Consider the following 26,697-nt stretch of genomic DNA (forward strand, 5'->3'; position numbering starts at 1 on the left):
GAAATGGGATGGTATCAGAAGGTGTTGTCACCCTTTTTTTGAATTAGCTCAATAGCATAACCGTCAGGGTCTTTGACAAATGCAATTTCTGTGGTGCCACCTTTAACTGGGCCTGGCTCTCGGCTGATCACGCCACCCGCGGCGCGAATTTCATCACACGCTTTATAGATGTCGTCGTATTCAATAGCGATATGGCCATAAGCTGTGCCAAGGTCGTAGCTGTCTTGGTCCCAATTGTAAGTTAATTCCAATACTGTATGGTCTTTCTCCTCACCGTAGCCCACAAAAGCGAGCGTATATTTATATTCTTCGTTATCGGCGCGACGTAGCTCTTTCATCCCGAGTACCTGCGTGTAAAACGCAATAGAGCGCTCTAAATTGCCCACGCGCAACATGGTGTGTAATAAACGCATAATGTTTCCTCTATTTGCCACATGTTTAAATCACAAAAACCGCTATTCAATGGCAGCCAAAAATTTTATACAGCGTAAAAGAGTCATACTCTAACGCTTATAACTCATAGCGGCAACCGCCAATACACGCACAAAAAAGCCGCTCACGAGGAACGGCTTTGGCTGACACTAACTAGTATCGGGTTTATGAAGTCATTATTTCTGGCGACGGAGCCAAGCAAATGGAAGCAGTAGCATTAACCAAGCGAATGAGCCGCTCGAGCTTTTCTTCTCTGCCACTGTCGCTTGCTCACTTACATTCACAGTCACATTTGATGTTACTTGCTCAGTGCCATCAGATACGCTCAAAGTGAACGTATGAGCACCCACGCTAAGCCCAGTTACTGATGTGCTCGCAGCATTTGCATCAGCAATAGAACCTGGGCCTTCCCACAAGTAAGTCAGTGCATCACCATCTACATCACTAGCATCCGCAGTTAACGTCACAGTTGAACCGACAGAGACTTGTGTGCTGTTGGCTTTTGCTTGTGCTGTTGGCGCGTCATTAACCGCTTCAACTTTGAGCATAAAGGTAGTGCTCATCGCATCAGTCGCATAGTTGTTATCACTGACGGTAACGGTTACAGGTGTTTCACCGCTAAAGTTCACATCAGGTGTGATATCAATCGTTGCGCCGCTGTGATGACCGTTTACTTTGGCAGTAAAGCCTTCACCACTTACAGAGATAGTATTCGACACATTGTCATTATCCATGTAATCAACGCGGATACCTGTGACAGGCTGCTCTTCCATTGTGGTCACATCATCAATTGAGAAAACCGTAATGTTTGAAGGGAAGCTGATGGTTTGGCTCATCGCCATCATAGGTTCACCTTCAATATCGGCATTGACTTGAACATCAAAGTCTTGACCGATAGATTCAGCGTTAGAGCTTGCAACAACATGCACTTTAAACGCGGTGACTTCAGGGCCATCGTAATCAAGACACACAACCATGTCATCTTGGAGGAACTCATCAAGAAGACCGAAATTGTCATCCCACGGAACGATACTTTGGTTGGTCCAGCCATAGAATGGCGTACGTTGATCCATCGGCCCTCTGAAACCACGCACACCCGCTGTGGCAAATTCCATCACGCCTAACTCTGCTTGCAGTCGCGTACCATTACCATCCCCAGTCTTCAAAATGTAGGTTATCGTAAGCATAAATGACCTCATACGCACCAGGAGAATGGTCGTAACCACGCGCAATAATGGCTTGCGTATCCACACGCATATCATTGCCTTCAAGCGGCTCATATTCAATGTCTAAACCACAGGTCCAGTAGTCACAGCCATCCTTGCCTTGCATATGCTGGAGGTTATCCCACTCCACAACGACATGAGTTCCTGAGCCAGAGGCTGGGTCGATTAAGCGAGATACCGTGATACCCGCAACTTCGCTATCAGGTAATGCTTGACCTTCAGCGTCTGTGATTTGATAAGGGGCTCCCCATGCCATTTCTTTAGACATTACAGGGTGGAAGCGGTTATACCAGAATGCTCCCATAAGTTGAGGTGGGCTGTTAAAGTTATCATCAGCGAAGCGATAGTTAAATGTCACGGCACCAGTGAAGTCAACAGCTCCCGTAGGGTGAATGTAAAGACTATCTGAGCCATTACCGTGTTCATAGTTATGGAATAGGGTAAATTGCTCACCTTCCTCTTTGTCACTAAAGAGCGCTGCGAAAGGTACTTCCCAAGCACCATCGGTTGGGATTACAGGTGCACTTGGTTCTGGCTGTAAACCATATGACAGTAGGTCAATATAACCGCCATTGCCTACAGGCGTTTTACATGATTGATCAGTAATGGAGTTGGTGATGTTATACTTCGACTTACGGCCCAGGCTGTTGTTTTGTAGACCAGACACGGTAAAGCTATTGCCATCAACTGCCACATCACCTGTGATAAACCCGTTGTTTGATAAGTATACATCTTCAAGAGTCAAGCCATCTGGCAGCTCACCGCTGATGTCGAACAAGCGATCGCCACCCGATGTATTAGGTAATACGTCAAGTTCGAAGGCAATTTTATCACCCGCGATAGCTCGTGCTTTGTCGCTGTGGAAGCTCACCACATCGTCACCACGATTCACATTGATAGAAACAAGACCGATGTTGCTTGGATTTTGGCTATCAGAGCCAATCTCGATAGCGCTGTAGTGGCGTTCACCTGTTTGTTGTTCAAGGCTGTTAAACTTCACAGCAATATCAGACAACACCTCAGAGTCAGCTACTTTGGTAACTGTGCTTTGTGCACTTTCGGCAACATCACCGAGTACTACCGCAGTGGCCACTTTATGCGGGAACCATGCATCTTCCTTGCCTTGCCAACCCCATTTATTTTGATTGTTTTCTTCCCACACAACCCAGTAATTTCCAGCTTCGGGGTAGGGAATATTACAAAACTCTGTTATCTCTGTATTTTTCACAGTTGATTTACAGATTACTTCATCATCATATTGGACTTGGTTATCGCCGTTTGCATCGATACCCACATAAATACTGATGTTACCCTTAGGTGCGGTACGCTCATCGTAGACCGTAGCAGGGCCAGCACTAACATGTTCTGCAATCAGGCGCACTGCATTTTCAGGCACATCAACCCAACTGACATGCAAGGTCTCACTGGTAATATCCTGCTTTGCACTGAACATTTCCGAACCATTACCATTTGGCAGCTCTTTCAAAGTAAATTCTTCAAACTGCGCTTTTACAGGCTCATAAACAGTCACTTGTGGTGCAGTCGCTTTGCCTAGAGGTTGGTTGTCAATTCTAAACGTTGGCGCATCTGTATGTGAGGTGTATTCCATAATTTCAGGTAATTTACCGCTATCTAGCGACATCTCAACATTCATTTGCGAAACAGGCACACTTGGGTCTTGCGCTGTTAGTTGAACTTTGCCAAAGACGGTCGCGCCGCGCGCACTGTTAGTAATACTTTGCGCGTTCTGCCAACTGCCGGTAATCGTAAGTCGCTGTGTTTCGCCTTTTTTCAAGGTGAACTGTTTAGGCTCAACATCGACTTGTACGCTGTATTCATCCGTTGAGGTTGTCACATCCCACGTACCATCAACGGTTGCAGTGACTTCTCGGATCCAGCTACAGCGATAAAAGCAGCGCTCATCCACCATATTTGGGGTGTTTAATGCACCTAGATTACCGCCGCCATACGGGTTAGTAAGTTGATAATGCTCCACAGGAACATGCATGACGAGTCCAGCATTCACTGCTTTATCAACTTGGGCGATACCTGAACCATGGAACCATGGGTGGATATTTTCTTCGCGGCCCAAGGCATTCTTAACAGCGTCGTTTGCCGTTAGCTGTATTGCAGACATAACCTCTGACGGTGACCAATGTGGGTGCGCTTGCTTTACAAGTGCCATCGCACCTGCAATGTGCGGGCTTGCCATCGATGTGCCACTTTTTACGCCGTAATCAGCAGGACCCATTGAGCCTACCGCAGCCTGCGCGGCGTATGTAAATGGTTGATCAGTGGTGTCTGCAGCAAAAATATCACTGCCCGGTGCAGCAATGCCTGGGGCGGTTGCTTCACGATATTCCGACACGGCAGCATGGCCAATTGAACTGAAACCAGATATTGCATCGACCATGGTTTCGTTCATCTTTACGGTGTTGTTTGATTGTGGAATGGTAAAGCGGTGATCAGAGCCTTCACTTAGCCAAGCTACAAGCTCTTTGGCATTACTCTCAGGGGTCATACCCAGCGGGATGTCACTCTCTAAGGTGTAATAAAGATCAGCGTTAGAGTTCTCGGTGTTGTAAACAACTAACGCCGCTGCACCTGCATCCTTGGCATGTTTTACTTTATTGGCAATTGCACCGTTTGCACTATTGCTGTCAGAGCGAGCACAGAAAACAATTTCACCGTTGGTGAATGTATGGCTAAATGGCTCTTCACAGAACTCGTTGCCGTAATCTGATGCCAGTACCACAGGGCCAGAAATATCACTTGTAAAGGTACCAAAGATATCTGTGCGCCAACTACGAGGTGGTGTTACACCGCCTTCTAAGTTTATAGCACGTGATGATTGCGCTATTGAAAATGTGCGGCCCGTTTGGGTTGAACCTACAGACAGTACCCATGGTGAGATGTGTTGTACTGATTGATATGTACCCGCATTACCCGCGGAGGCCGATACGTTAATACCGGCTTCATGCGCAGCGAGGAATGCCAGTTCTACGTCATCATTGTGGGGGTCCCAACCACCTGAAATCGAATAGTTGATAACATCTACGCCATCGATGATAGCTTGCTCAATTGCCGCAACAAGAGGTACAGACGAGCAGCCAATGTATTTGTCTAATGAAGGAACATTACCAGGCGAACATGCTTGGTAAGAAATAATATTCGCATGCGGAGCAACACCTGAAACTTGATCTAGCGTAATACCGGTTTCAATCCCTGTTGAGGTCATCGCCAGCGCGGGTAGCTTATGCTTGACATTGTACACGATGTTACCGGCAGCAGTACTGGCTGTGTGTGTGCCGTGGCCTTGGTAATCTATACCAATTGCTGGGCGTGTCACACCATAGGGGCCAGCTTCTGGATCGCTATACGCTGCTGTTATTTCTGGGTGTGACCAAATACCGATGAGCTTGTCATTACACAGATCTTCAAAGCCTTCAATCGTACAATCATGAAGGTAGTTACCACTACCAAGAGGGTTTACGACTGTGTAGCCATCATCACCTGTAGCTTGAAACATAGGGTGGCTCGGACTGATACCAGTATCGATAACGCCAACCAACATTCCTTCACCTTTGAGGCCTGAACTGGTGCCATATTGCGTATTCATCCATGCGTTTTCAGTGCCGATACGGCCATGACTCGTATCAGTTAGCAAGTCATATGTTTGTACCGCGCGCACACTCGCTACCTCTGGCAATTTAGAGAGACGTTCAGCGTCCTCATTACTCAGATGCGAGGCGATTCCGTTGATAGCAATTTGGAAGCTGTGCTGGGCAACGACATCAATGCCTGTTTTACGTTTTGCGTTGACAACAAAGTTCGTTTGTTGCTGTTTTAGCTGTTGAATGTAACTCGCTACTTCTGGTTCTGACAATGGATTTTGCTGACGCGCACCGAGTGTATTTGTTGCGAACAAGGGCATTTTTGTGCCGTCGTTTTGCATCGTCTTATGCAGTGCCGCAGGTGTATCACGAAGGCGAATAAGGTAAGTATGAGAACCACTATCTGCCGGGCCAGCGATAAACTTTTGTGGCGGTTTAATCATCACATTGCGGCCGTCACCTTGAACGAGTAATGGCTCATCAAGGCTAGTTCTGTGTGATTCCATCTGGGCTTTAATGGCTTGTGAGTTAAAAGCCACTTTTTCTACTTTCAGTGTGTTGGTCTGTGGCGAGGAAGTCGTTGCGCCGAGACTGGCAACGTACATCGCTGTTAAGGTTGCTAATGCAGTTTTAGCAAAAACCTTGTTAGAACGTTTCATGTCTGCATCCTGTTGAATAGATGATTGTTATTGGATTTTGTGAATAAATATTCACGCTAGGGAGTTATAGCAACTTCAAAAAGTGGTGGGTATTAGGGGAAACCCTAGTATGAAGTGTTTCCAACTCATTATCTTGACGATGATTTGGTGAGCGGGGTATGGTTGCGCAACGAATTATTACGTAGAAAAAATATTGAAATTTCTTGCATTTATTGTCTTTTTATTGGGGATGCACAATGCGGCCGCGAACATGAGTTTTCGCCATGTTGGCGTCGATGTAGAGTCAATAATCGATATAGAGTTTGATAGCGTAGGAATTATGTGGCTGGCTACTCGTGAAGGAGTATATCGATTTGATGGCAGTCGGTTGAAACATATCTCTTCTGAGAGCGGTTTATCGGACGATGATATTCGCTCCTTGACTGTAGATAAGCACGACAATATTTGGATAGCGACCAATGCAGGTGGCCTCAATGTTTTTAACCCGCGTACCGGTTCAGTGAAGGTGTACCGGCATGCCCAAAGCAAACAGTCATTGTCAAACGACTCTGTGTATGACGTGGCATTCGTTGGTGATGATACAGCATGGGTAAGTACGCAAAATGGACTAAATCGACTCGATATTAGCCAAGGTACATTCACTCGCTTCTTTCATAACAGCCAAGACCCAAATAGCCCTTCGTCCAACTATGGGTATTCATTGTTTGTAGATGATGTACAAAGGTTATGGTTGGCGACACTTGGCGGTGGTGTGTCGGTATACGATGCCAGCACCCAAAAGTTTGAGCAAATATGGCTGAGTAAACACACAGGCATAAAGGACAGTGATGGCGTTTTCGCGATAAGACAGCTTGGCACTGATCGCTTTGTATTTGCTACTCGGTCTGGCTTGTTTACCTATGATCATAGGCAACATTTGCTTGAGGCTGTTACTGTTTCAGATTCGTTCACAGACACACTCGGCACGGTGACTGACTTAGCCCAAGATGGCGATAAGATTTTTGTGTCTACTCTTGGGCAAGGCGTATTTATTTTTGATAGCGTAACCGGCAATTTAGCGCCCGCTAGTTCAGTGGCGCTAGGAGTACGATTACAACTACCTGCTGTGCCTATTTATAGCCTTGCCTTACACCAGTCACAGTTGTTTATCGCCACGCTAAGTAAGGGGCTGTTTAGTGCCCGTACTAACTACAATGACATTCAAGCGCACTTGATGCGCACGGATGCTATGGGGATCTCACTAACATTACCAGCGCACTTACACTCGCCGAAGGCCAACAGGTGTTTGGTAGTTTTGGTGCCGGATTAATGGGCGATGATGGTCTAGGTGGCTTGCAAAAAGTAGGGCAAGCAGTCGCAAACACGCTTGCTGATAAGCCGATTAAGCGCCTTATGGCGCAGTACCCAGAGCTCACTAAAACGGGCATTTTGGCCGTTGAGTATGACCACAACAGACAGAAATTTTACTTGGGTACCACCTTGGGATTATGGGTGCTTGACCTCAATGCTGAGCAAGTGGCCAAATACAGTGAATATCGGCAACTTGATATTGGCTACGTTAACGCTGTACACATTGATAATAATGGAGATGTGTGGTTTGGCAGCGGTGGCTTGGGATTAATGTTGTTATCAGGAAATAAAGAAGTGCTAATTCGCTTTAACGAGCCACAGGCACCCAGTGCTGGCCTGTTAGGCGACTATGTTACAACGCTTCTTCGTGACGGCCGAAATTTATGGGTTGGCACACGCTCTAATGGGTTGAGTCGATGTCAAATACAGCCGTTAAAATGTACTACAATAGAGGCGTTAAGCGGCCAAGCATCACATTTTAATATTACCTCAATTACCAAGCTTCGTAACGGTAATATCATGTACGCAACACGTGGTGGCGGCGCGTTCGAGGCTAGCCACACAGGCACACAGAACGTTCACTTCACCGTGGAGCAAGGGCTTAGTTCAAATATTGTGCTGGCCATTGAAGAAGACAGTGATGGCAGTGTGTGGCTAGCGACGGCTAAAGGACTGTCTCGTCTGAGTCAATCTCGCCAAGAGGTTGTTAATTACCCTATAGATGAGTTGGTTGGAGCCTCGCAATTCAATGCGCATGCGAGTACGCAAAACAATACCCACCTCTTTTTTGGTGGCCTTCAAGGGGTTGTTAGGATAAATAAACATACCCAGATGCCAACGTATAATGAGCACCCTCTGATCCTTGGCGCCAAGATCACAGAACAACAACGAACACGCGTGACAAATACCAACAACGCCTTGTCGGTTGGTCCAAGAAGTATTGTGGAGTTGGACTTTGCGCTATTAGATTACGCGCTAGGCACAAAGGAATACGAATACCGCTTGAATACCCATGAACCTTGGCAGGCGATTGGTACAACACACCAATTTTTGTTGCACCATTTATCCGCTGGTCAATATCAAATCCAAGTACGAAGTCGAGACTTCGCTGGACGCTGGCAGCACAGCAAACCTTTATTTATCACGGTCACCCCCCATTGGTGGCAGACTACTTGGTTTGCCTTAGCTGTTTTTGGCAGTGTGTTTGCTGTTATGTGGTGGTGGCACACAATGAGAACGCAAAAGCTACATCAACGTAACCAAGGGCTATTGCGTCTTCAAGAGCTAAAGCAGCGTACAAAAGAGCAAGAAAGGCAGCACCTTTCCAGAGAACTGCATGATGAGATAGGGCAGAACTTAACAGCTTGTAAGCTAGGTTTGCAGATGCTCAATCTTCAAAATGACGGCACGCTGATTTATAAACAAGTAACGGGCAGTGTATCATTGCTCGATAAAATCATTATGCAGACCAGAGATTTAACTCAATCTCTACGGCCGCCAATGTTGGATGAATTAGGGCTATATGCCGCACTAAGCAATTATATTGCAGACGTGAAAAAACGTACCGCCATAACGATTTCGCTGAATTTAGAGCCCGACATAGAGTCGCGAATAAGCGCGCATGCGGAGCTGGTTTTTAGAGTTGTGCAAGAGTCGGTTAACAACGCCTTAAAGCACGCACAAGCGACCAAGATTGCAGTAACTATATCAGCAGACAACGCAGTGATAATTTTGCGAGTGAGTGATGATGGTGTAGGAATTGATCTTAAAAGCATAGAGCGTTGTATACGTAGCGGCAAACACCTTGGCTTGCTTGGAATGCGAGAGCGTTTGCATCACGTCGATGGCAACTTACATATCGGCGCAGGACAGCGAAATGGCTGTGTTATAACAGCAAGGATCCCATTTGAATGACAGTGATAAACAGCTTAGTCATGGCAGACGACCATGAGCTTGTACGATCTGGGCTAAAGAGCCTTATTCAACAAGCGTTTTGTGACACTCCGATAATCGAAACAGGTCGAGGGGACGAGGCTTTGGCGCTGATCCTAGCTCATAAGCCATCTTTGGTGCTGCTTGATGTTACTTTGCCATTGATGAATGGGTTGGATGTGGTCGTCAATGCGCGTAAATCAGGCTTTAAGGGTAAAGTGATTATGTTGTCTATGCATCATTGGCCTAAATATGTGGCTCGGGCGTGGCTCAATGGAGCAAACGGCTATGTGCTAAAGGACTCAGCGTTTGAGGAGTTGCTGGTGGCAATCGACAAGGTCATGGCACATGAGCGTTATTTGTCTCAAGGGATCAGTTCTCAATCTGTTGAAGATGTATTGGAGTATATGGACTCTACTCAAGAGGAGCTGCTGACACCAAGGCAACGACAAGTATTGCAATTGGTCGCCGAAGGTCACTCGTCAAAGTTTATTGCCGAGCAGCTCAATGTCAGCATAAAAACGATTGAGGCCCATCGTAGCTCTATTATGAACCGCTTAGGTATCCATGACTTAGCGGGGTTAATCAAGGCGGCGATTAGTTTAGGCATTACGCAAGTAAACTAATCACAGTGTTTGTGCTGATACTGGCGCGGGAGTTTTTTACGTTATTTATGCCCAGTTGCTTTAAAGCGCACACGGTATTCTCGCGGTGAAATCGACAGGTATTTTTTAAAGTTGTGTCTCAAGGTAACAGCTGACTCAAAACCGGATTGCTCAGCAATGTATTCAATCGAGTGTTGTGTACTTTCTAAAAGGGCTTTTGCCACGTCTAATTTGCGCTGCATGAGCCAATGCAGCGGCGTCATCTTGTAGTGTTTTATGAACTGTCTATCGAAGGTACGTCGGGTCATATTTGCCTGGGCGGCGATGTCAGTAATGCTAAGCTGGGGCGTTAAATTGAGTACCGCCCAGTCTAAGGTGCTGGATAACACAGACTTGGCAGTTTCTAGCGGCTTTTCGACAAACTGAGCTTGCCCTCCGCTTCTATGCGCCGGTAACACCAGCCGGCGGGCGACACTGTTAGCAATCTTGTGGCCGTAATCTTGGCGGATAACTTCAATGCCAAGGTCAATCCCCGCCGCGCTCCCTGCCGAGCAGCCGATAGCGCCGTCGTAGGTGTATAAAATATCTTCCCGGTAAATAACATCAGGGAAACGTGCACGAAATTCATCGCTGTATCGCCAGTGCGTAGTTGCCTCGCGAGCATCCAGTAAGCCCAAAGCGGCTAATAAAAATGAGCCTGAGCAAAAGCTGATAATACGCCCGCCAGCGTTGAAGTGTTTCAATACTTCTTGGCGAACTGTGTCATCAATCTTTTGTGCTTCCATCGGGAAACTCGGGATAACCAATAAATCACATGGCGCTAATTGATTGACGTGCTCGCATATAAAGTGCGAGCTGCACAAACCTTCAAACGTGCTGTTAGTTAAAGACACTATCTTAGTTTGATACCAATCTTTGATGTCTTCTCTTGGTAGGGCAAATAACTCGACGGCACAGGCAAGTTCGAACAAAGATAACTTTTCTAATAGCAAAATGGTGACCTTCATTGCTCAGTGCAGCCTAGTGTTGGTTTGTCTATATATTATCGATACTAGTCTAATTGGACGATTTTATGAAGGCTTGTTTAGTTCAATAATGTCAGTGTGAAAGCAAGCAGATGAATAAAAAAACTGGAGTGACTATGAAATCGAATGTGATCAGACCCAGACCTGCATCAAGTGATGAAGCGTTAGCGTATTTTCAGTCGAAGCTGAGATTTGAAACGGATTGCTGGGATGTGCATTACGCAATGAATAACAATCTATTTGATTTTGTGTTGTTGGATGTCAGAGGATTAGAGGTCGCCAAAAAAGGTTACATCGAAAGCGCGATCTTGATGCCTCATCCCACCATTACCCAAGCGCGTTTAAAAGATTACCCCGAAGACACCGTGTTTGTTGTGTACTGTGCGGGGCCTCATTGTAACGCCACGGAAAAGGCGGCGATTAAGCTAGCTAGGTTGGGGCGCCCAGTCAAAAAAATGATTGGTGGGGTAACGGGTTGGCTTGATGAGGGCTTTACTCTGACTACTGGCGTATAATGTGTTTATAAAGCCCTGCGCAGACAAATTACTCCCAACTGCTCAGTTTTTTCCTTAAGGTTTCAGTTTTGTCTGGGTAGGTGTAAATCAGATTTTTACGTTCACCTTCATCTTTTTTTAAGTTAAATAAAAATTGTGAGTGGTTGTCTACAAGGTATTTCCAATCACCTTGAATGACCGCTTCCATGCCTCGAGCACGCCAGTACAACGCTCTGTCATGCGAGCTTTTTGATTTTGTCGTGCTTGGCAAGAGGCTGCGGCCGTCAAGCTCACCTATTTTTAGTTGAACATTGGCCGCATCAAGCATTGTCGCTGTTACGTCCATGGCAATGGTGTTTTGCGTTACCACAACACCTTGCTTTATTTCTTTTGGCCAGCGGATAATTAGGGGAACACGAATACCGCCTTCCCAAAGTGTGCCAAAGCCATGAAAAAGATTGCCTGAATTGACAAGGTTTCGCCCACCATGATCGTAGGTAAAAATGACGAGGGTGTTGTCTGTGATGGACTCTTTATCGAGCGTGTTTAATATCTTTTCAATTCCAGAGTCCATTCGTTCAATCATGGCAATGTAGTCAGCTCGTTTTGCTCCCTCAGCGCTCCAATCCTCTCGCCATTGCTCTTTTGCTAAGTCGGGATGTTGGTAGGGTGGTAATCCTCCATTATAAGAAAGCATCACGAAAAATGGGTTAGCTGATTTTTCTTCGATAAACTGGATTGCTTCTGCTGTAACTAAGTCAGCTAGGTAACCGTCTCGGTGCGTCAATGAGTCATTTAAAAGCAAGCCTTGTTGGCCCCTAGAAGTTAGATGAGTATGCTGATTAAGCACCCAAGAATCATAACCAAAGAAGTGATCAAAGCCATGATCATTAGGACTAAAGCCAGATTCTGAACCCAAATGCCACTTACCTAACAAAGCGGTCCTATATCCGCTGCTTTTAAGTCCCGTCAATAATTTATTGTCATCTCGATGAAGTCCGACACCACGTGATTCGTCGAATCTACTTAGCACTCGATGCGGATACTGACCACTGAACAGCGATGCTCTCGCTGGTATGCAAGAGGGTGCAGAACTATAGTGATGAGTGAATTTTATACCCTGCTGAGCAAGGGCACTAAGTGCGGGCGTTTTTATGTCGGTGCCACCAAATGGCTCAGTATCTGCGTAACCCATATAGTCAGCGACGATGAACACTATATTAGGAGAGGAAGACTGTTGCTTAGACCAACAAGATGTGGCGTTTAAGCTGCATATAACCATACAGCATGTGAGCAGAATCTGTGTCCATTTCATTTTTAAACGTTCAATCCATTTTTTAGTTGAGACATTTCACATGTTACTTGGTCTTGAATTTAAATTCGCATAAATTTTGATAGGTAATTTGTTAGTCTTTTTATATACCTACACAAAAAGGAATAAGGCTTTTATGTTCTTATGTTCACTTAACACCGCTTCTTTAAGGGCATGGTTATTTAGTCTTGCCACGTGCATTACATTCACTGCGACATCCGTTTTGGCAGAAGATACTCAGTTCTCTGGCACTTTGGTGGTTGTAAATAAAAAAGCGGACACGGTCAGTTTTATTGACCTTCAGAGCAGGAAAATTAAATACACACTGCCGACTGATAAAGGTCCTCACGAACTCGCAATGAGGGCTGATGGACAGTTGGCCGTCGTTACCAATTATGTCGGTGGCAATAGCTTAACGGTTTTCGATGTTCAACAGGCGAAGAAGATAAAGAGCATTGATTTGTCTCGTTATCCAAGACCACACGGTGTACTGTTTTTTAAAGACCAGACCAAAGTGGCGGTATCGTCTGAAAACTCAAACAGCGTGGTCATTGCTGATATTGAATCAGGCGAGATTGTTAAAGTGCTCAACACCCAGCAAAAAGGCCCTCACATGGTTGCTTTGCCAGAGTCTAGCGCACGTGTTTACACCACGAATATGGGTTCGAATACGGTGTCTGAATTAGACGTTGAATCTGGAGTGTTACTTCGCAAAATAACCACGCCTAACGTGCCAGAAGCAATCACTATTAATAAAGATGGCTCAGAGCTATGGGTGGGCAGTAATGAGGGCGGCTTACTCACTGTTTATGATTTGAAAACCGAAAGTGAGGTTAAGCAATGGCAAGGTTTTAGTTTTCCCTATCGCGTACTGCTCACACGCGATGAGCAGTTTGCCGTTGTTCCTGATTATAAAAACAATACTCTGGATGTGATCGATGTAAAAAATAAAGAGAAAGTTCATCGCATCGACTTCGCCGAGGGTACGGGACCGAAAGGCGTGACTTTGCACCCTAATGACCGCACGTTATTTCTATCTGCCTATGGCAAAAATAAGGTTATGGCGATCGATATATTAACGGGCAAAGTCGTGTTCGAACTACCTACAGGGGATGGGCCTGATGGCATCGGGTATTCATCATACGTATTGCCATAGTCGATAGCTAAATTTGATAAGTATAGGCTTAGGATACGCCTTGGAATCGCTTACTGGGTATGAACATGAGTACTAAGATCATGCCCAAAGGGCGCTACTCAGTCTTCTCTTTAAATTCACACAAATCTTCAATGATGCAGGAGCCACATTTTGGTTTTCGGGCTACACACGTGTAACGGCCATGGAGAATGAGCCAGTGATGCACATCAACTTTAAACTCTGCGGGAACCACTTTTTCCAGCTTTTGTTCAACCGCCACCACATCTTTACCCATGGCAAATTTAGTGCGGTTTGAAACGCGAAAGATATGGGTGTCTACCGCAATGGTGGGCCAGCCAAAGGCCGTGTTGAGAACTACATTTGCGGTTTTGCGGCCTACGCCTGGAAGGGCTTCGAGTGCTTCTCGATTTTCAGGAACTTCACCGCCGTGTTGCGCCACTAAGATCTGACACATTTTGTATACGTTATTGGCTTTTGAGTTGAACAGGCCAATGGTTTTGATAGCTTCTCGCAGCTCTTCAAGCCCTAAATCGAGAATCGCTTGCGGGGTATTTGCACGGGGAAACAGTTTACGCGTGGCTTTGTTTACGCCCACATCAGTCGCTTGCGCAGATAAGGTAACAGCGACCAAAAGTTCAAACGGCGAGCTGTATTCAAGCTCAGTTTCCGGATGCGGATTTGCTTCACGTAAACGTTCTAAAATAACGCGTCGTTTGTCTTTATTCATTACCTTGCCCCTGTTTTTGTTCTATTTTTCCTAGTTGAGCGCTTTAATCTAAGCTGGTGACTCGTGCTCGTGGTCCTTTTACTTGCTCTGCACTCGGTGCCAATTGTTTTGCCTTAATTTGGGCATCGATCACATTTTTTGCGGCAATCAATAATCCCAACCCAAGAAACGCACCTGGCGGCAAGATAGCAAGTAAAAACTGATTGTCGAAATGAATGAGGTCCATACGCAGACTCTGCGCCCACGGACCCAGTAGCAAATCAGCCCCGTCAAACAAGGTGCCTTGACCAATTAGTTCACGCATGGCACCAAGTACAACCAGAATAAGCGCAAAACCCAGTCCCATCATTAGGCCGTCCCAAGCGCTTAGAATCGGGTTGTTTTTTGATGCGAATGCTTCAGCACGGCCGATAATGGCACAGTTGGTTACGATTAATGGAATAAAGATCCCTAACGATTGATAAAGGCCAAAGGTGAAGGCGTTCATCAGCAACTGGATGATGGTTACGAACGCGGCGATGATCATGACAAACACCGGAATACGAATGTCTTTGGGCACCCAATTACGGACAACCGATACCGTCACGTTAGAGCCAACTAACACTAATAACGTTGCTAGGCCTAAGCCTAACGCGTTAGTCACCGTGCTACTCACTGCAAGTAATGGACACAGGCCGAGCAGTTGCACAAGCGCTGGGTTGTTTACCCAGACACCATCTTTGAATAGGGTTTTGTAATCACTCATTAGATTGTGCCACCTCACAACTGTTTGCAGCGTTTGCTAACTCAGAGAAATGCGCTTGAGCATAGATAACGGTGTTTTTTACAGCGCCGACAACCGCACGGGGCGTGATGGTTGCCCCCGTAAATTGGTCAAACATACCGCCGTCTTTTTTTACTGCCCAGCGTTTGTCGCCTTCGTTTAGCACTTGTTGCTGGCTAAAGCTATTGATCCAATCACTGCGTTTGGGTTCGACCTTATCGCCAAGGCCCGGCGTTTCGTTATGTTTAGTCACACGCACACCCGCCACAGTGCCATCAGGGTAAATGGCGCTGAGTAATTCAATGTTGCCGCTGTAACCGTTCGGTGCCGTACTTTGCATAACCAGCGCGATGACCTCGCCTTGGTTGCGGGCACGATACACCGTGTGTGGCTCGTTGGAGCCCAGCTCTGGGTCGGTGACCACTGTGCAATCTAAGTACAGTTCGTTGTCATAGGCTGATTCCGGTAACACTTGATGTAATAAGCCTTGCAGTTGTTTCTTTTCTTGAACTGCAATGGTAGGAGCTGTGAATTGCTGCACCAGTGTTACTGCACCTGTGGTGACCAACGCGAATGCCGTTAAAATGGCACCGTTTTTAACCATTGATGAAACAATCATGACTTCGCTCCATGGCCATACGTGCGCGGCTGGGTGTAGTGGTCAATCAAGGGCACGGCCATATTCATCAGCAATACCGCGAACGCGACTGCATCAGGGTAACCGCCAAAACTACGAATGAGGTAAACCAACAAGCCAATGGCGGCGCCGTAGATTAAGCGGCCGCGATTGGTGGTAGAGGCTGACACGGGATCAGTAGCGATGAAGAACGCCCCTAACATGGTCGCACCGCTTAGCATATGAAATGCAAGACCCGGCTGATTCCCTGAATCGAAAATATAGCCAATGCTCGCGCACAACCCAAGTGAAGCGAGCATTGCCACTGGTATATGCCAGTTGATCACGCGTTGTTGTAGCAGGACCAAACCACCCAGTAAGTAGGCTGCGTTGACCCATTGCCAACCTAGACCAGCACTTTGGCCAAAAATAGGTTTAGCCATGCTTTCAGCGACAGTCAGCCCGTGGCTAACATCTGTTTTTAGCGTGTCTAACGGAGTTGCCATGGTGACGCCATCTACGCTGGTGCGCAGTTGTTCAACACTGAAGCCTGATTGAGTGTAATTGGTAAATACCACCGATAACGCATCAATAAAACCAACAGGGCTACTGGCAAGTTCCGACACAGGCAGCCAAGCGGTCATTTGCACCGGAAAGGACACCAATAACAGCACGTAACCCGCCATCGCAGGGTTAAACAGGTTAAAGCCCAAACCGCCGTATAGCTGCTTTACAAAAACAATGGCAAAAAAACAGCCTATGACCACAATCCACCAAGGTGCCAGAGGTGGGATGCTAATTGCCAACAGCAAACCGGTAAGCCAAGCGCTGCCATCTTGAAGTGTTGGCCAAACCTTGCGGCCACGGATCACCAGCATTGCGCTTTCAAATACGGTGACGCACACCAAGGCGAGCGCCAGTTGAATTAACACGCCAGTGCCGAAAAAGTAGCATTGCGCGAAAATGCCAGGAATAGCGGCGATGGCCACCATTAACATAATGCGAGTGACGGACTTTTGGCTGTGTTTGTAGGGTGAACTCATCATATTGAGTTTCATGATGGATCCTCGTTATCTGAGTTGTCCTGCGCTTCGCGAGCGGCCTTTTTGGCTTTTGCGCGGGCGATGGCTGCGGCAACGGCCGCCTTTTTCTTGTCGTCGCCTGATTGCGCTTGTTTAGCAACATTTTCTTCGCTGCTGGCGTCATTTGCCGCTTCAGCTTCTTGTTCCTTTGCCTGCTTCTTCGCCTTAGCTCGCGCTATGGCTGCAGCGACAGCCGCCTTTTTCTTATCTTCTGCGGAACTTGGCTGTTCATCAGAGGGGTTGGCTTGGTTTGAACTAGCATTGCTATCATCAGCCTGTTGCTGTTCTTGTTGCTTTGCGAGTTTCTTCGCTTTCGCACGGGCGATAGCTGCCGCAACGGCCGCTTTTTTATCGTCTTCAGGTGATTGAGCGGATTCTTCAGCACTTGAAGCATCCGCGTTAGGTGTGTCTTCACCTTCTTGCTGAGCTTGCGCTTTGGCTAGCTTTTTCGCTTTAGCACGAGCGATGGCGGCGGCAACGGCCGCTTTTTTATCGTCTTCGGGTGATTGAGCGGGTTCTTCAGCACTTGGAGCATCCGCGTTTGGTGTGTCTTCACCTTCTTGCTGAGCTTGCGTTTTGGCTAGCTTTTTCGCTTTCGCACGGGCAATAGCTGCGGCAACGGCCGCTTTTTTATCGTCTTGTGCTGGAGCATCTGTGTCACTTGTTTCAGATTGCGCAGCTTTCTTCGCTTTTGCACGCGCAATGGCGGCGGCAACAGCGGCTTTTTTATCGTCTTGTGCTGGAGCATCGGTGTCATTTGGTTCAGATTGCTCCGCTTTTTTTGCTTTAGCGCGAGCGATGGCGGCAGCAACGGCTGCTTTTTTATCGTCTTTAGCAGGCGCGTCAGCCCCTTCAGACTCGTGCTTTTGCTCTTTATACAGACGTGCTTTTTCTTTACGAGCCGCGCGTTCTAGTGCGACTTCGCTGTTATCTGGCTCAAGTGCTGCACCGGCTTTTTTCGCTTTTGCACGCGCAATGGCGGCGGCGACTTTGTCTTTTTCATCGCCTGAGTCGGCCTTTTTCGCTTTTACGCGGGCCAGTGCTTCAGCCACTTTTTCTTTGCTTTGGCTATCTTTTGCAGCGCTTCGGCTTGGGCGTTTATGGCGATTACGACGTTCTTCTTGTTCACGCTCTAATCGCTCCTTGCGTGCTTCAAAACGCTCTTTGGCGCGATCTGACTTCACTTGTTCGATTTGCTGTTCACGAATTTCCGCTTTGGCAACACGGTAGTATTGCACCAAAGGGATTTCACTTGGGCATACATAGGCACAGGCGCCGCACTCTATACAATCAAATAACTGATGTTGTTCGAGTTTTTCATATTCTTTGTTTTTAGCAAACCACTGTAATTGCTGTGGCAATAAGGTTGCAGGGCAGGCATCTGCACACGCGCTACAACGAATACAGGCGCGCTCCGAGCCACTTTGCGGCATTTCCGCTTCAGTAGGCGCAAGGATACAGTTAGTGGTTTTTACTACGGGAATGCGCACACTGGGCAGCGTAAATCCCATCATCGGGCCGCCCATGATGACGCGTTGCATCGGTTCTGGTGTGAAACCTTGTTGCGTTAACAGGTGCTTTATTTCGGTGCCCAATAACGCCCACACATTGCGTTTTTGCGCAAGGGTGTCGCCGGTCACCGTCACCACACGTTCAATAAGTGGCTTGCCTAATTCAACTGCTTGCTGAATGGCATACATAGTCCCGACGTTCTGTACCAGCACGCCGATATCAGCGGGAATACCGCCAGCAGGCACTTCCTTGGAAGTTAGAATTTGAATAAGTTGTTTTTCGCCACCTGATGGGTATTTTGTTGGGATCGCTCTTACCTGCATATCATCTATGCCTTTACAGGCTTCTTGCATTGCAGCAATCGCGTTAGGTTTATCGTCCTCTATGGCGATAAGCGTAATTTTGGGCTGCAACAGATGGCGCAGCACATCGATGCCGCGAATAATTTCATCGCTGTGCGCTTGCATCAGCACATCGTCGGCGGTGATGTAGGGTTCACATTCGGCACCGTTGATGATCAGCACATCAATATCTTGTTTGGTTGCCGCTTTGATGTAGGTTGGAAAGCCTGCGCCCCCCATGCCGGATATACCGGCGAAATGCAGCACATCAATCAGACGCTCAGGGGTCATGTCGCGATAGTTAGGGTGCGGCACTAACTGACACCAAGTGTCTTCCCCGTCTGGTTCAATGACGATGCTCAACTCAGGCAGCGCAGACGGGTGCGCTGAGGGCATAGGTGTTATGTCTATGACTCGCCCCGAAGTAGGCGCATGCACAGGTACAGACCAGTTTGCAGTGGGTTTTGTAAGCGCTTGGCCTTTTAATACGGTGTCATGAATGTTGACTAATAACTGACCCTGCGCACCGATATGTTGCTTGATAGGCAACACGATTTTATCCGGTAACGGTAGGGTGTGGATAGGCAGTGAATTTGACTGGCTCTTGTTTTCCGGCGGGTGCACCCCCCCTGGAATTTGCCATAATTCTCCGCGACTGATTCGTTCTAATAAAGAGTCCAACTCACACCTCTTAATCAATTTGCGTCACGGGAATAGCGTCTAATTGCCACTTCCACGTTTGTTTGGTTTGTGCCACAGGAACCATGTCGATGCAATCGACTGGGCAGGGGTCAACACATAAATCACAGCCAGTACACTCATCAATCAGTACGGTGTGCATCTGTCTCGTTGCGCCAACAATGGCGTCAACAGGGCAGGCTTGAATACATTTGGTGCAGCCGATACATTCATCTTCGCGAATATAGGCGACTTTCTTTTCTGGTTCGGCCTGTTCACCACCGGCGAGTGGTTTTGCTTCCACGCCCATTAAGTCAGCCAGTTTTTTCACTGTGGCTTCACCGCCCGGTGGGCATTTATTGACATCATCACCGTTGGCGATGGCTTCTGCATAGGGCTTACAACCAGGGTAACCACATTGGCCACATTGGGTTTGTGGCAAAATGGCATCAATTTGTTCAACGATGGGGTCACCTTCGACGCGAAAACGCACGGCTGCGAAACCGAGGATGACACCAAATACCAGTGCTAAAATACCCAGAGCAATGAGGGCGTAAAATAAAGTCATAATTAAAACTTAACCAATCCGCTAAAGCCCATGAACGCCATCGACATTAGGCCAGCTGTTATCATAGCAATTGCGGCACCTTTAAATGGCGTCGGCACATCGGCGCCTGCCATTCGTTCACGCATCGCGGCAAACAGCACCAACACCAACGAAAAACCAACAGCAGCACCAAAGCCATAAACCGCAGACTCAACAAAACTGTGTTGTTCCTTGATATTTAATAGGGCAACACCTAATACCGCACAGTTGGTGGTGATAAGCGGAAGGAAAATGCCTAACAATCGATACAGGGTAGGTGATGTTTTTTGTACTACCATCTCAGTGAACTGTACCACCACCGCAATGACCAAGATAAAGCTCATGGTGCGAAGAAAAGTCAGTTCAAGGGGCAATAGAATATATTGATTGACCAAATAACTGGTTACCGATGCCAGCGTTAGTACAAAGGTGGTCGCCAAAGACATGCCCACGGCGGTATCTAATTTACTCGATACGCCCATAAACGGACACAGACCTAAGAATTGTACAAGAACGAAATTGTTAACCAACACGGTACTGACAAGCAGTAAGAGATATTCCGTCATAGGCACCCAAGAAACTGAAAAGAACTGCGGTATTATCCTTATTTCTCGTTCATTTCACAACAGTTACGACGGTTTTAAGGCGTGTTCAAAGAAGGGGAGTCGCGGCGCTCTGGATCGCCGCGGGAGAACACTGAGATTAAGCTTGTGTTTGCGAGCTGTCACGCACCACCAAAGAAGGCGTAAAAATTCGCTGAATGTCTTTATCTTGATTTCTCGCACCACGTGTTTTACTAAACAGCAAACGGGCTGCGTGTTGAGAAATAATATCGTTATCTTGATGTGCAGTGGTGAGCTTTGGCCAGGTTTGTTTGGAGAACGGTGAGTCTTCAAAACCTGTGATTGCTAACTCGTTTGGAATAGAAATATCCATCAAGCGTGCTGCGAATAACGCACCGGCTGCAATTTCATCGTTGCCGCCCATTACTGCAGTGATCTGTAGCGCGTTATCGCCTTTAAGTAGTTCTTTGGCACCGCTTACACCAGATTCAAACGAATACTCGCCACGGTAAATTAATTCTTCACGGTTTTTAATGCCGTTGTCAGCAAGCGCTTGCTGATAACCTGCTAAACGCTCAGATGTGGATTTGTGCTCTTCATCACCACAGATAAAAGCGATATTTTTGTGACCTAGGCTTAACAAGTGCTGTGTGATTTCGTAAGCAGCCGCATAGTCGTTCACGTAGATACAAGGGCTGTTGTCGCTGTCATCTCCACGGCCTGAGAGAATCCGCACATAATGCATGTTCATGCTATCGAGCTCGTCGATAAGTGCTTGTTGCTCAGAAAGTGGTGGAGTGAGCACTAATCCGGCGATGCGTGAGCGTTGGATCATTGTTTTGAGCTCATCTTCCATTTCGCTGTCGGCGTAACTGCAAGGGTGAATCACCAATTCGTAGCCTTCTTGGCGACAGCGTGACAGTACGCCATTTTGCATATCGATAACGTAGTAGGCGTTGGGGTTGTCGTACACTAGGCCTATGGCATAAGAAGAGGTACCGGCAAGGTTTCGTGCTGCGAGATTAGGTTGGTAGTTAAGCTCTTTGACGGCGGCCATAACGATGTCATGGGTCTTTTTGCGCACCGATGGCTCATTATTGATTACTCGCGAAACCGTTTTCATAGATACACCGGCGAGTTTCGCAACGTCATTAATAGTTACTTTCATGATTGTTTCTTATTATCTCAGCGCAGGCACAAGTACCTAGCCTTTTGTTATGTAATCGTGTGAGCCAAATTAGCTCGCTATCATTTTTCAATCTTAATGCTATGAGAGTTTAACCGTCTAAAATTTATAGCTAGCGGTCAAAAGCTGAGTGAAAAACGCTGTTGAAATTTTAAGCCAACAAAAATGACTGTAAGACAAATTTTCATTGAGTGTATCTAAAGTTATAAAAAATTAGCAGAGAAAATTTCATTTTTTCCACATGATACCGGTGTCAAAGATGAAAATATGCGCTATCATTCCGCAAATAAAATCAAAAATAAGCCATTTGACAGCGTTGTCATTTTAACTTAACGTTTACGTCCCAATGGCAATATGCAGTATTTGATGCAAGTGGTTACGCGCTTATTGTTCACGAAGTTACATAAAAATGTCGTGATAATGAGGCAAAATTAAATCAAACGTCGAAGTACCCACTTAATCAGTTAGGAATCCGAGGAACAAAAAATGGTAGCAAGTCGTTCACAATTAACGAGTTGGCAAGCACTTGAACAACAGGCTCAAGAGCTTAAAAGCGCACACCTAAAGCAATTATTTGCACAAGATGTAGACCGTTTTTCGACATTTTCTTTAGAAATTCCAGGCGTATTGTTTGATTATTCGAAACAGTTAATCACAACAGCTGTTCGTGATTCACTCGTCGCACTTGCTGAGCAATGTGAGTTGGGCCTATGGCGCGACAAAATGTTCAGTGGTGAAAAAATTAACATCACAGAAGACCGCGCGGTGTTACACACAGCGCTTCGTAACCGTGCAAAAACACCCGTATTGGTGGATGGTCAAAACGTGACTGAGCAAGTTGAAACTGAACTTGCCAAAATTAAAGTATTTGTAGAAAAAGTACGTTCAGGTGCATGGCTTGGTTATACAGGCAAAGCGATTAGCGATGTTGTAAGCATCGGTGTAGGTGGTTCTAACCTTGGCCCACAGATGGCAACTGAAGCACTCGCAAGTTATGCTGACGACACTTTGAAAGTTCACTACGTGTCAAACGTGGACGGCGTGCAAATTGCTCATGTGCTCAAAACACTTAACCCAGAGACGACTTTGTTTGTTGTGTCTTCTAAGACCTTCACTACATCTGAAACGATGACTAATGCGGGCACAGCAGTGCAGTGGTTAACGGATGCATCAGGTGATGCAGCGGCTGTTGCAAAACACTTTGTTGCCGTAAGCACAAACTTAGAAAAAACGTCTGCATTTGGCATCGCTGATGAAAACGTATTCACTATGTGGGATTGGGTCGGCGGTCGTTTTTCCATGTGGAGTGCGATAGGCTTACCTATTGCTTTGTATCTCGGTTATGACACATTTATCGACGTGCTTGAAGGTGCGTTTGAAATTGACCAGCATTTCCAACAAGCGCCTTTGAGCGAGAACATTCCTGTTTTGATGGGATTGCTCAGTGTTTGGAATACGAGTTTCTTAGATCACCGTGCTCAAGCGATTTTACCTTACGACCAAGCATTGCACATGTTGCCTGCTTACCTTCAACAAGGTGAGATGGAAAGTAATGGTAAGTCAGTGAATTTTTCCGGTCAGAATGTTGATTACACAACGGTGCCATTGATTTGGGGTATGACAGGTATTAATGGTCAACACGCGTTTTACCAGTACCTGCACCAAGGTACGACTATCGTACCTGCTGATTTCATCGGCTCTGTGCAGCCGCAACACGATGTTGATGACCATCATACTATTTTAATGTCGAACTTCTTCGCTCAAAGCGAAGCCATGATGAATGGCGTTAATGCTGAAGAAGTACGTGCAGATTTGCGCGCTAAAGGCTTGAGCGAGCAACGAATTGAAGAACTTGTTGAGCATAAAGTTCACCAAGGAAATCGCCCTACAACATCTATTATATTAGATAAAGTAGATGCAAAAGCATTAGGTCGTCTAATTGCGATGTACGAGCACAAGATTTTTGTACAAGGGATCATCTTAGAGATTTGTTCTTTTGACCAATGGGGTGTCGAGCTGGGCAAAGGCCTTGCAAAGAACATTGAGTCAGAATTGCGTGACAATCGTGTAGGGGAGCACGATAGTTCGACGCACGGACTCATGGCGTATTATCAAGCTAAACGTCAGTAACAATTTTTGCTGCATGCGCAGCACAGCCGAGTAGCGCTGAGAGGCTTGGCGATTTTAGATGTAAATCGCTAAGGCTTTTATCCCAAGCGGGACAGCACACAAGAATACCTTTGAACGGGTAGCGCTGGAGTCTTTAGGGCCTGTATGTTTGTGAGAGGATATACAGACTCCCTAAGACTCATTTATTCCCAAGCTCCGACAGCTAAGCTCTTAGTGTCGGAGCTTGCCTTTTTCGAATATGAAAAAGCTTACTCTAGGTGCATTAAATTATGCATTACGAGGACAATATCCAAGGGCGATAATGTAGAATATCAACCAGCCCTATAGTCACAATTATTATGTTCTGTTGCCCAAAGGGGCAGGAGAATCAAGCAAACAGGTAGAGAGTAAATCATGCTAAATCCTTTTGATATTATCATTTTTGGTGGTGGCGGTGACCTTGCACTTCGCAAGTTGTTGCCTGCTATGTATCGCGCTTATCAGGAAGGCAACTTACCTCAGGGAACGCGTATCTTGCCGACAGTACGTGGCGCAGATAAGCGTGACGAATACATTGAAACTGCGCATGAAGCGATGAAAGAACACCTGTCAAAAGGTGAATACAATGCGAAAGATTGGAAAGCATTTGCGCAGTACTTAGTACCCGTGGTTGTGAATGTAACCGAAGCAGACTCACTGTGGGACGAATTAAAAGCAACGCTAGATGAGCACGAAGAAGACAAGTCTCGCGTGTTCTATTTGTCATTGCCGCCAGCAGTCTATGGCAAGTGTTGTGAAATTTTATCTACTAAAGGCCTAATCACTGAGACATCTCGTGTGGTTGTGGAGAAACCAATCGGTTATTGCGGCAAATCAGCAGAAGAAATTAACGCAAAAATCGCGCAATATTTCACAGAAGAACAAGTGTTCCGTATTGACCATTACCTCGGTAAAGAAACAGTGCAAAACCTTATGGCACTGCGTTTCTCAAACTCGGTGTTTGAAAACCTGTGGGATGCCAAGACCATCGACAATATTCAGATCAGTATTTCTGAAACTGTGGGTCTTGAAAGTCGTGCTGGTTTTTACGATAAAGCCGGCGCGTTGCGCGACATGATCCAAAATCACTTGTTACAGCTACTGTGCTTAGTGGCAATGGAATCTCCGCACAAGCTGACAGCGAATTCAATCCGTACTGAAAAGCTCAAAGTACTCGAAGCGCTTCGTCCTCTGGTCGCTGAGCAAGTAGACCAAAATATCGTACGTGGTCAGTATGTACCGGGCGATCTTGATGGCAAATTAGTACCAGGTTACCTAGAAGAACTAGGCGAAGGTTCAAGTGCGACAGAAACATTCGTTGCGATCAAAGCGCACATTGATAACTGGCGTTGGGCTGGTGTGCCATTCTACCTTCGTACTGGTAAACGCATGAAGAAGCGTTGTGCGGAAATCGTGGTGGAATACAAGCCGGTTTCGCACAATGTGTATGAACAAAGCGTAGGCCCAATTCAGCCAAATCGTTTGGTTATTCGTTTACAACCAGAAGAAAGCATCAAGCTGACACTGATGTCAAAGCGTCTTGATAACCTTGAAATGCAACTAGAGCCAGTGACGTTAAACATTGAACTGTCTGAGTCTTATTCAAATGGCTTCCACTCAGATGCGTACAAGCGTTTGATGCTTGATGCTGCGGCAAACAACCCATCACTGTTTATCCACCGTGATGAAGTGCGTCAAGCATGGCAGTGGATTGATCCAATCATCGAGCGTTGGCAAGAGAAAGGTGTTCCTGCATTGTACCGCGCTGGTACGTGGGGCCCAGAAGATGCGGACGAGCTATTGGCTGAAACAAACCATCGTTGGTTCAACACAGGTGAGGGCGCATAATGGCGAATATTACCGAGCGTTTTTTTGATTCAAAAGAGCAAATGACCGAAGCCTTAGCTGCATCACTTGAGAGCCGTTTGACAGACGCATTGGCATCATCACAGCGTGCATCATTGATGGTCTCAGGTGGGTCATCGCCTGCACCAGCCTACAAATACCTATCGGGTTTGGATATCGCTTGGAACAAGGTTGATGTCGCTATGGTTGATGAGCGTTGGGTTGATGCAGGGCACGATAAAAGCAACGAACAGTTCATCAAAGGTACTTTGTTGCAAGACAAGGCCGCCGCAGCCAACTTCATCACCATGAAAAACGCTGCCGCAACTGCTCAGGAAGGTGTTGCTGAGTGTGAGCACGCGTATCAACAAATTCAACGTCCTTTTGATGTAACAATTTTAGGCATGGGACCGGATGGTCACACGGCTTCATTGTTCCCGCACGCTGAAGGCTTAGAAGTCGGTTTAACTTCAGACCAATTAGTTTGTGCTATTAATGCAATTGAGAGTGAAGTGACGGGCTCTATTACAGAACGCATGACCTTAACACTCAACGCTATCGCTCACTCTAGGGTTGTAAAACTCTTGATCAGTGGTGAAGAAAAGCTGGCTGTTTACAAAGAAGCAAGCGCTGGCGGAGATGTTAATGCGATGCCTCTTCGCGCGGTACTTCAGCACCCAGATATTGAACTCGAAGTATATTGGGCGCCATAAGGCGACATTGATTTTGATTTAAAAACGCAGTCTTGGCTGCGTTTTTTTATATCCCAAATATGCCTTGCTATACAGCGCCTTAGCGAGACGATGTAAAATATTACGGACAATCGTCTGCACCACAGTAGGGCA

General features: G+C 46.5%; 21 protein-coding genes. 8 read left to right on the forward strand and 13 right to left on the reverse strand.

Features of this window, described 5'->3' with window-relative positions; translation table 11 throughout:
* Nucleotides 1-14 precede the first annotated feature (14 nt).
* The 3 genes from gloA to ACH19P_RS07170 form a co-directional block, all read right to left on the reverse strand.
* Entirely contained in the window at nucleotides 15-413 is a 399-nt protein-coding gene (gloA, locus tag ACH19P_RS07160; RefSeq protein WP_462157838.1) for a lactoylglutathione lyase, read from the reverse strand.
* A 195-nt stretch (nucleotides 414-608) separates the two neighbouring features.
* Nucleotides 609-1,619 carry an Ig-like domain-containing protein gene (locus ACH19P_RS07165; protein ID WP_462157840.1) on the reverse strand — a complete coding sequence of 337 codons (1,011 nt, stop codon included), beginning with the start codon at nucleotides 1,617-1,619 and terminating at the stop codon, nucleotides 609-611.
* Nucleotides 1,579-5,931 carry a S8 family serine peptidase gene (locus ACH19P_RS07170; RefSeq protein WP_462157841.1) on the reverse strand — a complete coding sequence of 1,451 codons (4,353 nt, stop codon included), beginning with the start codon at nucleotides 5,929-5,931 and terminating at the stop codon, nucleotides 1,579-1,581. Before ACH19P_RS07170 ends, ACH19P_RS07165 begins: the two co-directional genes overlap by 41 nt.
* Before the next feature lie 193 nt (nucleotides 5,932-6,124).
* Between ACH19P_RS07170 and ACH19P_RS07175 the strand changes: the two genes are divergently transcribed.
* The 3 genes from ACH19P_RS07175 to ACH19P_RS07185 are packed head-to-tail and all read left to right on the forward strand — an operon-like array spanning nucleotide 6,125 to nucleotide 9,839.
* Nucleotides 6,125-7,240, forward strand: a complete 1,116-nt coding sequence (locus tag ACH19P_RS07175) for a ligand-binding sensor domain-containing protein (RefSeq protein WP_462157843.1) — start codon at nucleotides 6,125-6,127, stop codon at nucleotides 7,238-7,240.
* Nucleotides 7,213-9,195, forward strand: a complete 1,983-nt coding sequence (locus ACH19P_RS07180) for a sensor histidine kinase (protein ID WP_462157844.1) — start codon at nucleotides 7,213-7,215, stop codon at nucleotides 9,193-9,195. Before ACH19P_RS07175 ends, ACH19P_RS07180 begins: the two co-directional genes overlap by 28 nt.
* The gene (locus ACH19P_RS07185; RefSeq protein WP_462157846.1) at nucleotides 9,192-9,839 is read left to right on the forward strand and encodes a response regulator; all 648 of its coding nucleotides are present in this window, start codon (nucleotides 9,192-9,194) and stop codon (nucleotides 9,837-9,839) included. Before ACH19P_RS07180 ends, ACH19P_RS07185 begins: the two co-directional genes overlap by 4 nt.
* A 41-nt stretch (nucleotides 9,840-9,880) precedes the next feature.
* Here the strand turns inward: ACH19P_RS07185 and ACH19P_RS07190 are convergent, their stop codons facing one another.
* Complete coding sequence (locus ACH19P_RS07190; RefSeq protein WP_462157848.1) at nucleotides 9,881-10,825, reverse strand: GlxA family transcriptional regulator; 945 nt, start codon at nucleotides 10,823-10,825, stop codon at nucleotides 9,881-9,883.
* Nucleotides 10,826-10,959: 134 nt separating this feature from the next.
* Between ACH19P_RS07190 and ACH19P_RS07195 the strand changes: the two genes are divergently transcribed.
* Nucleotides 10,960-11,358: a rhodanese-like domain-containing protein gene (locus ACH19P_RS07195; protein WP_462157849.1), complete on the forward strand. Its 399-nt coding sequence runs from the start codon at nucleotides 10,960-10,962 to the stop codon at nucleotides 11,356-11,358.
* Between the two features lie 28 nt (nucleotides 11,359-11,386).
* Here ACH19P_RS07195 and ACH19P_RS07200 read toward each other — a convergent pair whose 3' ends face one another.
* Nucleotides 11,387-12,652, reverse strand: a complete 1,266-nt coding sequence (locus ACH19P_RS07200; RefSeq protein ID WP_462157851.1) for a sulfatase-like hydrolase/transferase — start codon at nucleotides 12,650-12,652, stop codon at nucleotides 11,387-11,389.
* Nucleotides 12,653-12,785: 133 nt separating this feature from the next.
* Here ACH19P_RS07200 and ACH19P_RS07205 point away from each other — a divergent pair, with 133 nt between their 5' ends.
* Entirely contained in the window at nucleotides 12,786-13,805 is a 1,020-nt protein-coding gene (locus ACH19P_RS07205; protein WP_462157853.1) for a YncE family protein, read from the forward strand.
* Nucleotides 13,806-13,899: 94 nt separating this feature from the next.
* Here the strand turns inward: ACH19P_RS07205 and nth are convergent, their stop codons facing one another.
* The 8 genes from nth to ACH19P_RS07245 all read right to left on the reverse strand — a co-directional run bounded on the left by nth (nucleotide 13,900) and on the right by ACH19P_RS07245 (nucleotide 21,841).
* Nucleotides 13,900-14,532 (reverse strand): endonuclease III, encoded by a 633-nt coding sequence (gene nth, locus ACH19P_RS07210; RefSeq protein WP_462157855.1) that lies wholly within the window; start codon nucleotides 14,530-14,532, stop codon nucleotides 13,900-13,902.
* A gap of 43 nt (nucleotides 14,533-14,575) precedes the next feature.
* Nucleotides 14,576-15,277: an electron transport complex subunit E gene (locus ACH19P_RS07215; protein ID WP_462157856.1), complete on the reverse strand. Its 702-nt coding sequence runs from the start codon at nucleotides 15,275-15,277 to the stop codon at nucleotides 14,576-14,578.
* Entirely contained in the window at nucleotides 15,270-15,914 is a 645-nt protein-coding gene (gene rsxG / locus ACH19P_RS07220) for an electron transport complex subunit RsxG (protein ID WP_462157857.1), read from the reverse strand. Before rsxG ends, ACH19P_RS07215 begins: the two co-directional genes overlap by 8 nt.
* Nucleotides 15,911-16,969: an electron transport complex subunit RsxD gene (gene rsxD, locus ACH19P_RS07225; RefSeq protein ID WP_462157858.1), complete on the reverse strand. Its 1,059-nt coding sequence runs from the start codon at nucleotides 16,967-16,969 to the stop codon at nucleotides 15,911-15,913. Before rsxD ends, rsxG begins: the two co-directional genes overlap by 4 nt.
* The gene (gene rsxC, locus ACH19P_RS07230) at nucleotides 16,966-19,527 is read right to left on the reverse strand and encodes an electron transport complex subunit RsxC (protein ID WP_462157859.1); all 2,562 of its coding nucleotides are present in this window, start codon (nucleotides 19,525-19,527) and stop codon (nucleotides 16,966-16,968) included. Before rsxC ends, rsxD begins: the two co-directional genes overlap by 4 nt.
* A gap of 10 nt (nucleotides 19,528-19,537) precedes the next feature.
* Complete coding sequence (rsxB, locus tag ACH19P_RS07235; protein WP_347390932.1) at nucleotides 19,538-20,092, reverse strand: electron transport complex subunit RsxB; 555 nt, start codon at nucleotides 20,090-20,092, stop codon at nucleotides 19,538-19,540.
* Nucleotides 20,093-20,094: 2 nt separating this feature from the next.
* On the reverse strand, nucleotides 20,095-20,676 hold the full coding sequence (gene rsxA, locus ACH19P_RS07240; protein WP_347390931.1) for an electron transport complex subunit RsxA: 582 nt from the start codon (nucleotides 20,674-20,676) through the stop codon (nucleotides 20,095-20,097).
* Between the two features lie 136 nt (nucleotides 20,677-20,812).
* A complete protein-coding gene (locus ACH19P_RS07245; protein ID WP_462157861.1) occupies nucleotides 20,813-21,841 on the reverse strand; it encodes a LacI family DNA-binding transcriptional regulator in 1,029 nt (342 codons plus the stop codon).
* Nucleotides 21,842-22,345: 504 nt separating this feature from the next.
* Here ACH19P_RS07245 and pgi point away from each other — a divergent pair.
* The 3 genes from pgi to pgl all read left to right on the forward strand — a co-directional run bounded on the left by pgi (nucleotide 22,346) and on the right by pgl (nucleotide 26,565).
* The gene (gene pgi, locus ACH19P_RS07250) at nucleotides 22,346-23,989 is read left to right on the forward strand and encodes a glucose-6-phosphate isomerase (protein WP_462157863.1); all 1,644 of its coding nucleotides are present in this window, start codon (nucleotides 22,346-22,348) and stop codon (nucleotides 23,987-23,989) included.
* 393 nt (nucleotides 23,990-24,382) lie between these two features.
* Nucleotides 24,383-25,855, forward strand: coding sequence for a glucose-6-phosphate dehydrogenase (gene zwf / locus ACH19P_RS07255; protein ID WP_462157865.1), 1,473 nt, complete (start codon nucleotides 24,383-24,385; stop codon nucleotides 25,853-25,855).
* Nucleotides 25,855-26,565, forward strand: coding sequence for a 6-phosphogluconolactonase (gene pgl / locus ACH19P_RS07260; protein ID WP_462157866.1), 711 nt, complete (start codon nucleotides 25,855-25,857; stop codon nucleotides 26,563-26,565). The genes zwf and pgl overlap by 1 nt, the downstream gene beginning before the upstream one ends.
* The last annotated feature ends 132 nt before the right edge of the window (nucleotides 26,566-26,697 follow it).

Source organism: Pseudoalteromonas sp. GB56 (assembly GCF_054923835.1).